At 43.2% G+C, this 13796-nt stretch carries 19 protein-coding genes; 2 read left to right on the top strand and 17 right to left on the bottom strand.

Annotation, left to right across the window (positions count from 1 at the left end; all coding sequences use genetic code 11):
* Positions 1–241 precede the first annotated feature (241 nt).
* On the top strand, positions 242–2302 hold the full coding sequence (locus tag B3763_RS15335) for a helix-turn-helix domain-containing protein (protein WP_286747573.1): 2061 nt from the start codon (positions 242–244) through the stop codon (positions 2300–2302).
* 1 nt (position 2303) lies between these two features.
* Here B3763_RS15335 and B3763_RS15330 read toward each other — a convergent pair whose 3' ends face one another.
* The 3 genes from B3763_RS15330 to B3763_RS15320 all read right to left on the bottom strand — a co-directional run bounded on the left by B3763_RS15330 (position 2304) and on the right by B3763_RS15320 (position 3954).
* Complete coding sequence (locus B3763_RS15330; RefSeq protein ID WP_286747571.1) at positions 2304–2711, bottom strand: TIGR03067 domain-containing protein; 408 nt, start codon at positions 2709–2711, stop codon at positions 2304–2306.
* A 95-nt stretch (positions 2712–2806) separates the two neighbouring features.
* Positions 2807–3172, bottom strand: a complete 366-nt coding sequence (locus tag B3763_RS15325; RefSeq protein ID WP_286747569.1) for a DUF4260 domain-containing protein — start codon at positions 3170–3172, stop codon at positions 2807–2809.
* Between the two features lie 2 nt (positions 3173–3174).
* Positions 3175–3954: a glycerophosphodiester phosphodiesterase gene (locus B3763_RS15320; RefSeq protein WP_286747567.1), complete on the bottom strand. Its 780-nt coding sequence runs from the start codon at positions 3952–3954 to the stop codon at positions 3175–3177.
* A gap of 254 nt (positions 3955–4208) precedes the next feature.
* Here B3763_RS15320 and B3763_RS15315 point away from each other — a divergent pair, with 254 nt between their 5' ends.
* Complete coding sequence (locus tag B3763_RS15315; protein ID WP_286747565.1) at positions 4209–4592, top strand: fibronectin type III domain-containing protein; 384 nt, start codon at positions 4209–4211, stop codon at positions 4590–4592.
* 97 nt (positions 4593–4689) lie between these two features.
* Here the strand turns inward: B3763_RS15315 and B3763_RS15310 are convergent, their stop codons facing one another.
* From B3763_RS15310 to B3763_RS15255, 14 genes are all read right to left on the bottom strand, one after another.
* Positions 4690–5049, bottom strand: a complete 360-nt coding sequence (locus B3763_RS15310) for a DUF2200 domain-containing protein (RefSeq protein WP_189630773.1) — start codon at positions 5047–5049, stop codon at positions 4690–4692.
* Between the two features lie 11 nt (positions 5050–5060).
* On the bottom strand, positions 5061–5342 hold the full coding sequence (locus B3763_RS15305) for a hypothetical protein (protein ID WP_189630774.1): 282 nt from the start codon (positions 5340–5342) through the stop codon (positions 5061–5063).
* A 94-nt stretch (positions 5343–5436) separates the two neighbouring features.
* Complete coding sequence (locus B3763_RS19005; protein WP_348655166.1) at positions 5437–5655, bottom strand: hypothetical protein; 219 nt, start codon at positions 5653–5655, stop codon at positions 5437–5439.
* 12 nt (positions 5656–5667) lie between these two features.
* Positions 5668–6171 (bottom strand): serine hydrolase domain-containing protein, encoded by a 504-nt coding sequence (locus B3763_RS19000; protein ID WP_348655167.1) that lies wholly within the window; start codon positions 6169–6171, stop codon positions 5668–5670.
* Between the two features lie 25 nt (positions 6172–6196).
* On the bottom strand, positions 6197–6460 hold the full coding sequence (locus tag B3763_RS18995) for a hypothetical protein (RefSeq protein ID WP_348655165.1): 264 nt from the start codon (positions 6458–6460) through the stop codon (positions 6197–6199).
* Between the two features lie 16 nt (positions 6461–6476).
* Positions 6477–6860 (bottom strand): VOC family protein, encoded by a 384-nt coding sequence (locus B3763_RS15295; RefSeq protein WP_286747564.1) that lies wholly within the window; start codon positions 6858–6860, stop codon positions 6477–6479.
* Positions 6861–7038: 178 nt separating this feature from the next.
* A complete protein-coding gene (bla, locus tag B3763_RS15290; protein ID WP_286747563.1) occupies positions 7039–7839 on the bottom strand; it encodes a subclass B1 metallo-beta-lactamase in 801 nt (266 codons plus the stop codon).
* A 189-nt stretch (positions 7840–8028) separates the two neighbouring features.
* Positions 8029–8535 carry a lactoylglutathione lyase family protein gene (locus tag B3763_RS15285; RefSeq protein WP_189630777.1) on the bottom strand — a complete coding sequence of 169 codons (507 nt, stop codon included), beginning with the start codon at positions 8533–8535 and terminating at the stop codon, positions 8029–8031.
* Positions 8536–8674: 139 nt separating this feature from the next.
* Complete coding sequence (locus B3763_RS15280) at positions 8675–9322, bottom strand: YdeI/OmpD-associated family protein (protein WP_348655164.1); 648 nt, start codon at positions 9320–9322, stop codon at positions 8675–8677.
* A 91-nt stretch (positions 9323–9413) separates the two neighbouring features.
* Positions 9414–10292, bottom strand: coding sequence for a cysteine synthase CysM (cysM, locus tag B3763_RS15275; protein ID WP_286747562.1), 879 nt, complete (start codon positions 10290–10292; stop codon positions 9414–9416).
* A complete protein-coding gene (gene epsC, locus B3763_RS15270; RefSeq protein WP_189630779.1) occupies positions 10289–11125 on the bottom strand; it encodes a serine O-acetyltransferase EpsC in 837 nt (278 codons plus the stop codon). Before epsC ends, cysM begins: the two co-directional genes overlap by 4 nt.
* Positions 11126–11205: 80 nt before the next feature.
* Positions 11206–11439, bottom strand: a complete 234-nt coding sequence (locus B3763_RS15265) for a hypothetical protein (RefSeq protein WP_189630780.1) — start codon at positions 11437–11439, stop codon at positions 11206–11208.
* Positions 11440–11546: 107 nt separating this feature from the next.
* Positions 11547–12464 (bottom strand): adenylate/guanylate cyclase domain-containing protein, encoded by a 918-nt coding sequence (locus B3763_RS15260; protein ID WP_189630781.1) that lies wholly within the window; start codon positions 12462–12464, stop codon positions 11547–11549.
* Positions 12465–12467: 3 nt separating this feature from the next.
* The coding region (locus B3763_RS15255; RefSeq protein ID WP_286747561.1) for an ABC-F family ATP-binding cassette domain-containing protein at positions 12468–13796 on the bottom strand (1329 nt) is incomplete at its 5' end.

The raw sequence follows: 13796 nt of genomic DNA, 5'->3' as shown, positions 1-13796 counted from the left end.
GTTTTAGATTCGTTTGTTTCTTCATTGTTTTTGATGACACAAAGTTGAAAAGAACAATTGCCGGGCAGTTAGCAGTAATCAGGCCAATACTATTAAGTTTCAATCATGGGCTAAAACTATGATGCAACCCTATAAATTATGACGCATAACTTTCGATTTGGGCTTGTGAAGCTGGTTTTTTCGGGTTTGTTACTCTGCCATTTATTTTCCTCCTTTGTACAATATTAGGCCTTACTTTTCCATGCAAGAATTGCCCCCTTTCGAACGAAATTTTCTGGACAAACTCAGGGAGGTTATACAACAGCAAATGGCCCACGAGCAATTTGGTGTTACAGAACTGGCCGAAGAGGTAGGTATGAGCCGTTCTAACCTGCTGAGAAGGGTAAAGAAAATTACCGGGCAATCGGTGAGCCAGTTTATTCGCGAGGTTAGGCTGGAGAAAGCCATGGAACTGCTTAAAACAGGGGCACTGAATGTTTCGGAAGTTTCTGAACAGGTAGGGTTTGCCAGTGCTTCTTATTTCGTGAAGTGCTTTAGAGAACAGTATGGATACCCCCCGGGAGAGGTGAGCAAACGTATGGAAACTGTCGCTCATGAGGTTCCACCCGCACCAGCTTCCGGCATAAGGGTCCCACTTTTAATTGTAGCCGGTATTTTCATACTACTGCTTGTCGTGTTTTTGCTAAGTAGGCCCGACCGCGAAAATGAGATTTTAGAGGAAAAGTCTATTGCTGTGTTGCCATTCATTAACGATAGCAGCGATTCTTCCAATGTTTACCTCATCAACGGCCTCATGGAGTCTACGCTCATTAATTTGCAGAAAATTGCCGACATGCGGGTAATTAGCCGAACCTCTACTGAGAAGTACAGAAATTCGACTAAAACCATTCCTGAAATGGCTAAGGAGCTCAATGTGAAATATTTTGTGGAGGGCAGCGGACAAAAAATTGGCGACCGGATACTGCTGAATATTCAGCTAATTGAAGCTGCCACCGACAAGCACCTTTGGGCGCGGCAGTATGAACGCAACACCAGCGATATTTTTAAACTACAGCAAGAGATTGCACAAAACATTGCCGGAGAGGTGCAGGCCATTATTACCCCCAAAGAACAGGCACAAATTGAGAAAATACCTACCGATAACCTGGAGGCTTATGACCAGTTTTTAAAAGGAAGGGACTTGTTAGTGATAGGCGATGATGAGAAGACCATGCGGTCATTGCCATACTTTAAAAAAGCGACCGAGCTAGACCCCGGATTTGCTCATGCCTATGCTGCTTTGACAGTGGCCTATTACTACCTCGATATTTTTCAGGCCGATAAGAAGTTTGCAAAAGAAATACACCAAAGTGCTGACAAAGCTATGCTGAATGACCCTAAGCTGCCGGAAAGCCTGATAGCTAAAGCGCTTACTTTTATGTATGACGAAGATTATAGCTCTGTGGCTCCTTACCTGGAAAAGGCACTTGAATATAACCCCAATTCTACCGATGTAATTAACTTGCTTTCAGATCTTTATGCCAACTATACTCCCAATACCGCCAAGTATCTGGAATATGCCCTGAGAGGAGAACAGTTGGCTGCAACGTCTACCGATTCCATGACCCGAAGTTTCTTGTATTTGCATCTTTCCAATGCGCTAATTCAAACAGGCTTTGTGGAAGAAGCTTTGTACTATGTGAATAAATCCATTGACTATGAGAAGGATAATGGGTTTTCTAACTTATTGAAAGCCTTTGTGTTATATGCCAAGGAAAAGGATATGAATCGGCTGAAAGATCGGCTGATAGTGGAGTGGAAGAAGGACTCTAGCCGGCTGGATATTTTGCAGGAGGTTGGGAAGGTATGCTACTTTATGCGCGACTACGAAGAGGCTTACTACTATTATTCTATTTTTCTGGATATGCGTGAGCAAATGAAACTTGACATTTACCGATATGAGCATGGAAAGATAGCTGTAGTGCTGGAGGCCATGGGTAAGAACAAGGAGGCTGAAGCCCTTAATAAAGATTTTCTGGACTATATGCAGCAAGATCAGTCCATTTATAAGGAATTAAGTTTGGCGGTTTATTACGCTCACCAGGGAGACGTACAAAAGGCATTAAAGCAGTTGAGGTTATTCTCGGAGAAAGAGAATTTCCAATATTGGCTTATACTCTTTGATGACGATCCTCAAATGGATGCTTTGAACGATGTGCCTGAGGCCCGAAGGCTGTGGTCAATTATTGAAGATAGGTTCTGGAAGCAACACCAAAACATACGGTCGCGGCTTAGCGACCAGGGTTTGCTCATTACCGACTAACTTATTCGATGCGTTTAAAAACTACCAGATAATACAGCGGCTGCCCTTCTGTAGAAAAGGCTTTGGGATAGCTGTCGCCCTGTAGGTTGTAGCACACCGTTAGGCTGCCGCTGGTTTGTTTATAGATGGCCTTGAAATGCTTTCCTTTATTAGGGCCTTCCTGACCATAAATATCCATTTTATGCTCATCAAAGTGAATTATGCCTTTGTCTATGCTTTCTGCATGCATGGTATACAAGCTATCGGTTACCACCAGTTTTTGATTGCTATTGGCTGCCAGAGGTAGCGGAGTGCCGCCAAGGTTCTGACTAACGGGTTTCCATGTGCCATTGATTGGAAAATTCTCAGGAGCAGGCCGACAAGAAATAATAAACAGGGTAATGACTAAGTAGCTTAAAAAGTAACGCATAGTTCACAGGATCAACACTGTGAATGTAAGCATTATGGGCGAGAGCTCTCAGGTTATTAACGCCTCTGCCCATTTTACACCACTAAATCGGAGGCTTAGCTTTCCGCCTTAGATCTGGGCAACCACCCCAAATGCGTATGCTTAAAGTGATCGGGGTATTTCAGTCCATAACCAAAAATACGATCAAGGCTTGCATGCCCAAATAGAATAATACCACTCAATTCTAGCCATGAGTTACTGAACAACCAGCCCAAGCAAAGCACCATAATGGCAAGTCCTTTATGGTGGAATAGGTTATATGTTAGCGCACCTGTTTTGGTGTTTAGGGCATATCCGATCATGCCAATATCGGGAGTGAGAATGAGCACTAAATACCACCACCAGTCAAAATTGGTCAGGCTGAATAAATAGATGGAGAAGCCAAACATAGCTGCCTCTTCCAGTTTAATAATGTGCTTCATAGTCAGTGGTTTAAGAGTTTCACAGCCCTGTCTGGGTAGTTAGAAATTATTCCATCAATTCCCAGGTCAATCAAAGCCCTCATCGTTTCTTCATCGTCCACCGTATATCGCCATACTTGGATACCCATGGCGTGTGCCTCTTTAATAAATGCTTCCGTTAGGTGAGTGGCACCGCCAACTCCAATATAGCCGGCTTTGATTACCTTGGCGTAGTCCAGGGTAAACTGATCTGCCGTCCCTATGAGGTAGAGAATTGGAATATCAGCATTCAGCTTTCTTATTTTAGCCAGTACCTGATAGTGAAAAGAGAATATAATCACCTGATCTGTCATTTTTAGCTCAGCAATGGTGCGCAATACCTCTTCTTCGGCACCATAGGCCTTAATTTCTACACAAACTTTTATTCTGTCTTTGGCTAGTTTAAGAGCCTCCCGCAAGCTGGGAATTGGCTCTTCAGCGAACCTGTCGCCAAACTTTTCGGAGTAACCTACCTTTACCTTTTGCAGCTCGGCAAAGGTCATATCAGCCACCTTTCCCTTCTTGTCATTAGAAGAAGTTCTGTCTACTGAACTGTCGTGAATGACCACCACGGAATCGTCTTTGGTAATGTGTACATCCAGCTCAAAGAATTCAATTCCTTGGTCAATAGCTTGTTGAAAGGCCGATAAGGTGTTTTCTGGGGCTATACCGGAAGAGCCGCGATGAGCAATTACTTTAGTTTGAGCAGTAGAGAGGCTGCATAAGCAGCTCACAAAAAGCATGGTAAGTACATAGGAACGCATAAGTAAAAAGTCATTAGGGTTAAAAATAGTCAGACCTTACGGTTTATGGAGCCTGGCTTTTTCAAGGAATTGTTAAGAAAGTGAAAAATAAGGCAGTTTTCGACCTGATGAAAATACAGGATAACGCGGCCGGAAATAGAATAATATGTGTCTCAAACTATAAATTTTTTCTTCATAGAAGCTTACAACCGGGCCCCTGAATGGAGGGTCAAGGGGCTATCAATATGTAAAAACAAATTTTTAGAAAAATGAGAATGTTAGAAAAAAGTAGTGGACTTATGAGAATGCTGGTAGTGGCATTTTTGTTCACCGGTTTGGTTATGTCTTGCGATAAAGACGATGATCCAAAACCATCGCTGAGCGCACCTGCTGTTAACGCAGCAACTGATATCACAGCCAACTCTTTTAAGATTAGCTGGGCTCAGGTAACCGGTGCTGATAAATACCTGGTGGATGTTTCTACGAATGCCAACTTCAGCAGCACGCTCAATAATTACTCTAAGAAGGAGGTTACTACTACCAATCTTGTGGTTACTGGGTTGAACGCCAAAACCAAATACTACTTCCGTGTGTATGCCAAGAAGGGAACGACTACCTCTGCGGCTTCTGGGGTAAAAGATGCTACCACCGCGGAATAGAATACTTTATCGGCTTAGCCGGTGCTACTGGTCTGATCGCTAAGAGCGGTCAGACTGGTTTAATCTCAAAAAACTTGCGAACCAAAACCACGATAGACTATACGCTTCTCAATATCTTTTCCATTTTTCTACCCTTGGCCAACTCATCTACCAGTTTATCCAGATACCTTACCTTTTGGGTCAATGGGTTTTCGATTTCTTCTACCCGATAGCCACAGATGACTCCGGTAATGAGCTTTGCATTGGGGTTAAGGCTGGCTTGGTCAAAAAACGATTGGAAGGTGGCTTTTTCATCGATCAAACTTTGGAGTTTTTTGGAATCAAAACCGGTGAGCCACTCAATGACCTGATGAAGTTCTTCGGTTGTCCGGCCTTTCTTTTCTACTTTGGTTACATAGTGCGGGTATACTGAAGCAAAACTCATGGCGGCTATTCTTTCATCTTGTTTGCTGTTCATAGTATTGAGGTTTAGTGGCGATTGCGAATTGCCGATTCAAGTTCGTTTAATTCTTTTCTTAACTGGTTCTTCCTACGCTGATGGTCATTGGCTACATCCGCATAAGACTGCATTTCCTTATTGAGTCTTTTTATTGTAGCTCTATTTAGCAATATGCCGAGAAAAGATTTTGAAAGCCTGTCTACTTCTTGCACCAAAGGTCTAAATTTTTCTACATACCTATATTCTTCCTGATGCTCATATTCAATCTGCTTTTTTAGCTCTTCAATTCTGGCTGCTTCAAATGCGTTCATGGGGCTGGATTGGATGGGTTCTGTATTCAAGTTCCTAAAAAAGTGCAGAACATGCAAAGGGAGTGTCATGGAACATGTAGAGTGTTGTGGTTTCTTAAATCCTGACTAGGCGCTTGTGCATAATTTCTGAAAAACTCCAGGCTTTGCCTCCGCTGGTGTTCGTGAACTGAATGACAACAGCATCTATATCTGCATAATAGCGATCCAAACTCTGGTAGCCCGGCAAAAGTCCGGTATGCTCAAAACTATACAGCCCGGCATAGATTGATTGCTCCTTGTTATTAAGTAAACTACCATTGTGCAGTGCCCTCAAAGACAGACCAACCTATTGAGCCATAGCGACCATAGAAACACCCGGTTCAATAAAATCATTGCCTTTTACATCATGAGGCCAGCCTACGACATATCCGCTCATTACCCGTTCCGGATTGGCTTGACTAAGCAGTCTAAAAGTGCTTTTGAGTTGAAGTGGACGCAATATGGCTTCTTCGATATACTGGTGATGACTGTAGCCCAACGTATTGTCCAGAATATGGCCAAGAAGCAGGTAGTTAGTATTGGAGTATTCATAGCGCAGGCCGGGTTCAAAACGTGCCGGTTTGTTCAGTACAAGTTCTAGTGTTTTCTCATTGTTCTTAAAAGGCTTGTCCCACCGAAAATCCGGAGAGTCTGTAAAATTAGGTATACCACTGTGGTGCTGTACGAGTTGTTCAAGCGTAATTCGATTGGCATTTTCTACTTTTCCACGGAGTTCAGGCAGGTATTGAACCAAAGATTTCGTGGGGTCTAACTGCCCTTTACCAATGAGCTTGGTAGCCGCTGCGGCAATATATAGTTTACTAATGCTGGCTCTTTTAAAAAGAGCATCGGGCTGAGCAGGTACTTTTTATTTCTCTGTTGTGCCAACCTGCAGCGTGGAGTTTAGGGGGCTTTCCTGCTTCATCAATGTACACTATAATACCGCTAAGAGCATATTCTTCAACCCGATTTACCTGCTCTTGCACGCTATCAGGCAGGGGCCGAATTGAAACCCAGAGCAGCCGCCAGGGTACAAAGAATAGTGAAATGGCGGTGGCTCCGAGCACTAGTATGGTCAGCAGTAGTTTTTTAGACAACATCAGTCAGGCTGTGATATCAGGGAGCCTTAGTGGGGGAGGAAATGTCTACCAGAGTGCCATTCGGGTCCTTTAGTAAAAAGCGCCTTTGTCCGTAAAAAGTATTTTCCGGCTCACTGAGTACTTCAAAGCCTTGTGACTTAGCTTTTTCAAAAACTATGTCGGCATTTTCGACCACAAAGGTGAGGTAAAAGCCTTGTGGTTTTTGCTGAAATGCTTCCGGAACCAAATCATAGGTTCGATCAATAATACCGAGTTCCAGTTGGCGGTCTTTGGAGATCAAATGAACAAACCAGTCACTGTCATAATCGACTGCGAAATCGAGCAGGCTGGTATAAAAATCTCTGCTTGCAGAAAGGTTATCGGAGCAGATGTTGGTGATCATTCGTTGAATGGTATGCATAAGATAGGTATGGTTTATTGTTACAAGTAAATAGAAAGAATGTATTCAGGTAGCTAATCAAAAGAATATAATTGAAATGTGCTTAATGTTTTTGAGTCATTGAGTCTATTCAACCGGACTTGGCTGAGCAAATCGCCACTCAGATACCGGCTGTCTCAATGGCCGATGATAGCTTCTTCTACTGATTATTTGTCTCGAACAATTGTATGGTATAATCTAAAAGAGCTGTATTACCGGTTTTTCCATGGCCCGGAACAATCAGGTCAGCTTCGGGAAATTTGCGTTTTACCTTGGCCACAGTCGCTGGCCATTGTTGAACGTTGGCATCTTCTAAATTACCCTTACCGGCCCCAACTGATTTAATTAAACAGCCACCAAAAAGAACGTGATCTAAAGGGAAGTAGCCTACTAGATTGTCTTGGGTGTGGCCTTCGCCCAAAAAGTGCACGACAACTGCTTGGTTTCCTAATTTCAAGTTCAGACTATCATTAAAAGCATTGACGGGCGTTTTGAAATTATAGTTGTTGTCAGTCAATAGTTTTATCGTTCGAGTGCCGACAAATGCAGGAATGCCTTGGGTGTCAAATTCATTAATTCCACCGATGCAGTCTTCATGGAAGTGTGTGGGGATTAACGCAGTGATCTTACTTTTTAATTCTGAGCGGATAAAAATGATGAGTTCTTTAGCGTTTTCTGAGTGGGTTGGCGTGTCGAATACAATACCTTCACCCTCATTTATAACAAACATGCCATTGCAGGGTACCTTACCGAAAGTATCGGTGTCTAAGTAGGAAATATGCTGATATGTATGGTCAGTTAACTTAATAATGGTAAGTGCTTGGCTTTGATAAACAACGGAGTCGGCTTTTGCTGCTTCTGTATTTCGTTGTTCCGCTTGTTGGTGGTTTTTAGTCTTTGTTTGGTTGCAGGAAAATAGAGCCGGGCAAAGAAGGGTTAAAAATAGGAGTGCGTTCTTCATTTGGTGAGTTAGGACTTTGTTAAGATAAGCTTACTCCAATATAGTGTGCTTCTGTGGGTTGTAGGGCTTTTTTCTTGCTTAACTATTGAAAGAAAGTAGGGGTTGATTCCATTGAGTTGTGAAGAAGTTCGGATAGCACTACCCGTAAAAAAGAGAAGGCCTCACTTTTAGCGAAGCCTTATGAAGCGGTTAGTCTTGATATGCCCCCGAAGAATAGGTGAGCTCATAACTGTGAGAATATATTTCGAATACCACACCAAAAGGGTCTTCTACATAAACCATTTTATACGGTTTTTCATTGGGGTAATATTCACGAATTGGCATTCTCTGCTTACCACCACGTTCTATAATTTTTTGAGTTAGGCCTTCAATGTCCGGATCTTGTACACAAAAGTGAAAAAGACCAGTGTTGAACGGATTGAATTCTGGCTTCTCTTTAACTCCATGAGGGAATGAGAATAGCTCTATACCAATTCCATCTGATGTGGACATGTGGGCGATTTCAAACTCTTCCCAATCTTCGCCAAACACATCGATGCACATTTGACCGATGGCTGTTTCTTTCTCTTTTTTGATTTTAGAGGGAGGCATAATCACATACCAGCCCATCACCTCTTCATAAAATTCAACGGCTTTTTTTAGGTCAGGCACGGTGATACCTATGTGCGAAAATGATCTTGGATAACTCTTATTCATGTTTTTGCTTTGTCTAATTATCAGGTGCCATTAACACATGAGTGTGTGGACTTAGTTCCGGTTTTTAACGCCAGTTGTTGACTTAAAAAGAGCTTGTTTTGAGGATGAAATTCAAGTGATGTTGGTTGTGGAGAACCAATTACCTGAACTGTTTTGGTTTCAGGCTTTTATGGGCACTCTCTACGATTTCTACAATTCGTTTTGCTCTCGTTTCCGGCCGTTTAGCAAAGGTTACCCAATGCAGTAGTAGTTTTTTAGTCGAATTGCTGAGCCTGTTAAAAAATGCCAGTGCCTCTTTGCAGCCTGCTAAAGCCTCGGTTAAGTCGTTCGGAACAATTAGTGCCTCTACATCATCCAATGCGTTCCAGGAACCATTTTCTTTAGCTATTGCTATGCTCTTTAGGCCAGCCTCGGTCATAAGGTTGTTTTCAATAAGCCGGGCCACTTTCTCTTTGTTTATTTTAGACCATATGCTGTTGGGCTTTCGCTTACAGAAATATTGCATGTAGCTTTCTTTGTCGATGGCTTTCTTTGTGCTATCAATCCAGCCAAAGCAAAGTGCTTCGTCTACGGCCTCACTCCAACTTAGAGTAGGCTTGTTACTGGAAGTCTTATAATAAACTAACCAGATAGACTGGGTTGAGTCATGGTGCTTACTTAGCCAGTTTCTCCAATCTGTTTTGCTTTTAGGGTAGTATGTTGTCAGCACTTTTTCGGGCATGGCTGTTCCGTTTACCATAAAATTAGAGATGTCATGTGACAGCCCTATGTCAGCAGTGAGCAGCATGCCTGCGGTTATTTGGTGTGGATTACAACCCTACAGTAATTACAGGCTCAATGCAATCGATGAGGCTTAGGGACAATGTTTGTTTTCAGGCTTACCCAAATAAGTCACTACTTAAGTATCTGTCTCCCCGGTCGCAGACAATGTGGACGATAACCCCTTCTTCAATTTCTTCGGCAAGCTTTAGCGCTGCATGTAATGCACCGCCAGAGCTCATGCCTGCCAAAATTCCTTCTTCTTTAGCCATTCTTCGCGTCATTATGGTAGCTTCTTCCTGACTTACATCTATTATTCTATCAACCCTGTGTGGATCGAATATTTTAGGAAGAAATTCAGGAGACCATCTGCGGATTCCGGGGATGCTGGAACCATCCGTTGGTTGAGTGCCTACTATCTGCACATGTGGATTTTGTTCCTTTAGATAGCGCGATACTCCCATAATAGTGCCGGTAGTGCCCATGGCAGAAACAAAGTGGGTGATTTTCCCCTGGGTGTCCTTCCATATTTCAGGCCCTGTAGTTTTATAATGTTGTCCGTAATTATCGGGGTTGGCAAACTGATTGAGCATGTAATAGCCTTCTTTTTCGGCCTTTTGCTGCGCCAGTGTACGGGAATACTCTATGGTTTGAGCGGCAGGCGTAAGTATTACCTCAGCACCATAGGCCTGCATACTTAAAACTCGTTCGCGCGTGGAGTTATCAGGCATCACCAGAGTTATGTGCACACCCATAATGCTGGCAATCATGGCCAAGGCTATGCCTGTATTGCCACTAGTGGCTTCAATTAATCGGTCGCCCTTTTTTATTTCACCGCGGTCTAGCGCCCCTTTTATCATGCCATAGGCAGCTCTGTCTTTTACACTTCCCCCGGGGTTGTTGCCTTCCAGTTTACCGTAGATTTTCACTTTCGGATTGGTATGTAGGCGTTGGTATTCTACCAAGGGTGTATTACCAATTAATTGCTCAATGGTCATGCGCTTTGTCCTTTAAAAATAATTGTGTCTTTCTTTCCGTTGGAGTGGCTCATTTGGGCCTGGTAATAAACCTTAGAGCCGGAAGGCACACTGTGGGTAAGCCACACATTGCCTCCAATTACCGAGCTATGGCCTATATCGGTGTTTCCACCTAAAATAGTAGCTCCTGCATAAATGACTACATGGTCGCCAATGGTAGGATGGCGTTTCGTTTGTACATCACGCTTCTCTACACTCAAAGCCCCCAGGGTTACTCCCTGATAAATTTTAACATGGTCGCCAATGTGAGTGGTTTCGCCAATCACAACCCCGGTGCCATGGTCTATACAAAAGAAATGGCCTATGGTTGCGCCAGGGTGAATGTCGATGCCCGTTCGGCTATGTGCATATTCCGAAATTATACGAGGTATGAGCTCAACCTTTAGCTGATACAGCGAATGGGCAATGCGATGAGCCGCAATGGCCATGAAACCCGGATAAGTTCTTACTACTTCGGTTCGGCTTTTAGCGGCCGGATCGCCTTCAAAAATAGCCGTTATGTCTTCTTCCAGCATGGCGTGAATGGCCGGTAATTCATCAAAAAACCGATCGGTTACATGGTCCGGTTCCATATCCGATTTAATGGGGTTTCGGGAAAGAATTTGATTGAGTTGCAATCGTAATTTTTCCAGATGTAATTCAAATTCTTTCTGAGTGCTAAACTGCTGCCGCGAAAAGTCAGGGAATAGGGTGCCGAGAAGGTCGTTGAACCAGTTGGCAACCATTTCGGGCGATGGGCAGCTGGGGCAGGCTTGTTGCCGCACATAAAGTTTATTGATGAATTCCTGATGCATGTTGAAGTAAGTAATAATTGACTAAAAGAGTTCAAGCTTTGAGGCTGTAGACGTATGCTGGCCTATGAGGTTGTATAAATTCAGGAGAATCGCCTTTTATTTCCTTTCATAAACTTTCTTTTCTCTCTGCGTTGGTTGTTGTTAATCATGAAAAAAAGTAAGGGGCCAATAAGGAAGGCCATGAATAGTGGGAGTTGTAAAATACGGTTTTGATTGTTCTTCCGGTTGCTGCGCTGTTTCATGTAATAGATGAAACTCATGGCATATACAACCATTAGAAACCCAAAAAGAATAAGAAACAACGTTGAGTTCATGGTGTACTAAAATAGCTTTAAGTAACGAATCTCGTTCGATTAATTGAATAGCACAAGTAGAGAGGCTTGAAGAGTTTTGCCTTCGCGGCCCAACTCTAAGGGGAAGACTAGTCTAAAAAGTGTTGGTCTAGTGAGTAAACTTTTTGGATCCCGCTTTTACCCTTGGCGTTTATTTCGAAACTCTGACAAACCGAACATTTGTGTTGTAGTTTTTTGTAGAGAGCTTCTGATACTAAAAACCGAGTATTGAGTGTTTTATTGGCTTGTTCTATTCGGCTGGCCAAGTTTACGGTATCTCCAATGGCGGCTTCCTTCTGCATGCCTTCAATGCCTATGGTTCCCCAAATGATTTTACCGGTATGTGCTCCCAGCCGGATTTTAAAGTCACTGTCAATAATATCGTGTACGGCATGGTCGAACTTATCGATGGCTGTTTTCAATTCGAATCCGGCTTTAATGAGGTTTTCGGAGTGTTTCGGATCATCGTCCAACCCAAAGATGGCCAAAAAGCCATCTCCGTAGTAATCAATTATTCGCCCTCCATATTTTTTTACAACTGTGCCGGCTATATGAAAGTAGCGGTTGAGAATATGCACTACATCGTAAGCCGGAGTTTTTTCCGAAAAAGCAGTGTAGTCGGCAATATCTACAAAGAGTATGGATGCGTCTTTTTCAATTCCCAAGCTTCTGGGCGAAAGGGTGCTACCATGATCCAGGATAATGGTTTCATCGATTTCATCAAGTACGAGTCTTCTCATCTTTACATCCCCATTAATTTTAGTCTGACACGCGAGCCTTACCTCAGGCAGCAGTCCTAATTGTTGAGCAAGAGACGATTCTTCTTCATTTCGGGGACAAAGGTTTTCCAAACCTTCCTCGATATAGACACGGCAGGTAGAACATTGGGCAAAGCCTCCACAAGCGTGGGTGTGCGGTATGCCCGCAGCCAGTGTGTTTTCCAGTATCGTTTTTTCGGTATTTGCTACTAAACTTACCTTGTCGTTGGTCAATTCTATTACTGCCATGCACTACGTCAATTCGGAGAGCTCCAGCCAGCGCAATTCTTTTTGGTCGAGTTCATCAGAAACTGTCTGAAGGCGCTTGGCCAGTTCCGACAACTCTTCATGATCAGTTACCTGATTCATTTCATTGATTAATCGGCTTTTCTCCTGTTCCAGATCGGCTATCTGTTGTTCCAACTGGCTAAACTCTCGTTGCTCCTTAAATGAAAGCTTTTTCCGTTCATTTGGTTCCTTGGTCTTTTCCTTTTTTTGTTCTGTAGGTTTGGCCACCTGGGGGCTTTCTGCTGCCTGCATACGGTAGTCAGTATAGTTGCCAGGAAAGTCTCTTATTTGTCCTTGACCATCGAACACAAACAGGTGGTTAACAAGTTTATCCATAAAGTAGCGATCGTGCGAGATAATAATGAGGCTGCCTTCAAAGTTCTCCAGGTAATTTTCTAAAGTGCCCAGCGTAATCAAGTCCAGATCGTTGGTGGGTTCATCGAGCACCAGAAAGTTTGGGCTTTTTAATAGAACCTGCAGAAGTTGCAGCCTGCGTTTTTCACCACCGCTTAATTTGCCAATGGGTTTGTACTGAACCTCCGGAGGAAACAGAAAACGGGTGAGGAACTGCGAAACAGGTATGCTTCGGCCTTTGCCAACTTCAATCACTTCAGCGATTTCTTTGGCAAAATCTATTACGGTTTGTTGCGGGTCGAACTGATCTTCTACCTGTCGGTAGTAGCCAAATTTGGTGGTTGGGCCAAGTTCAATATAACCCGAATTGGGTGCCAACTCTTGTGTAATCAGCCTTATGAAAGTGGTTTTTCCACTGCCATTAGGACCTACTATTCCTATTCTGTCTTGCCTCTGAAAGGTATAGGAGAAGTCACTGATTAATTGTCGGTCTCCAAAACCATGGCTCAATTTCTCTATTTCCAATACCTTTTTGCCCTGTCGGGCTGTATTGGCCTGAAGGTTTAGCTCATTTGTTTTTTGAGCGCTAAAGGCTTTTTCTTTGGTTTCCTGAAAGGCATCTACCCTGTATTTTGCTTTGGTACCTCTGGCTTGTGGTTGTCTTCTAATCCACTCCAGTTCTTTTCTGTAAAGGTTACGGGCTTTGTCTATGGAAGCACTTTCATTGGCTTCTCGTTCGGCTTTTTTCTCCAGAAAATAGGCATAGTTACCTTGATAGGTAAATGCTTTTCCGGCTTCCAGTTCAATAATGTTATCGGTTACCTGCTCCAGAAAGTAGCGGTCGTGAGTTACTAAAATTAACGCCATGTTGGCTACGGCCAAGTACTTCTCCAACCATTCAATGGTATCGATATCGAGGTGGTTGGTGGGCTCATCGAG

The organism is Roseivirga sp. UBA1976 (assembly GCF_002336325.1).
Lineage (GTDB): Bacteria > Bacteroidota > Bacteroidia > Cytophagales > Cyclobacteriaceae > Roseivirga > Roseivirga thermotolerans.
Note: the sequence above shows the minus strand (reverse complement) of the source record. Positions and strands in the feature narration are given on the sequence as shown.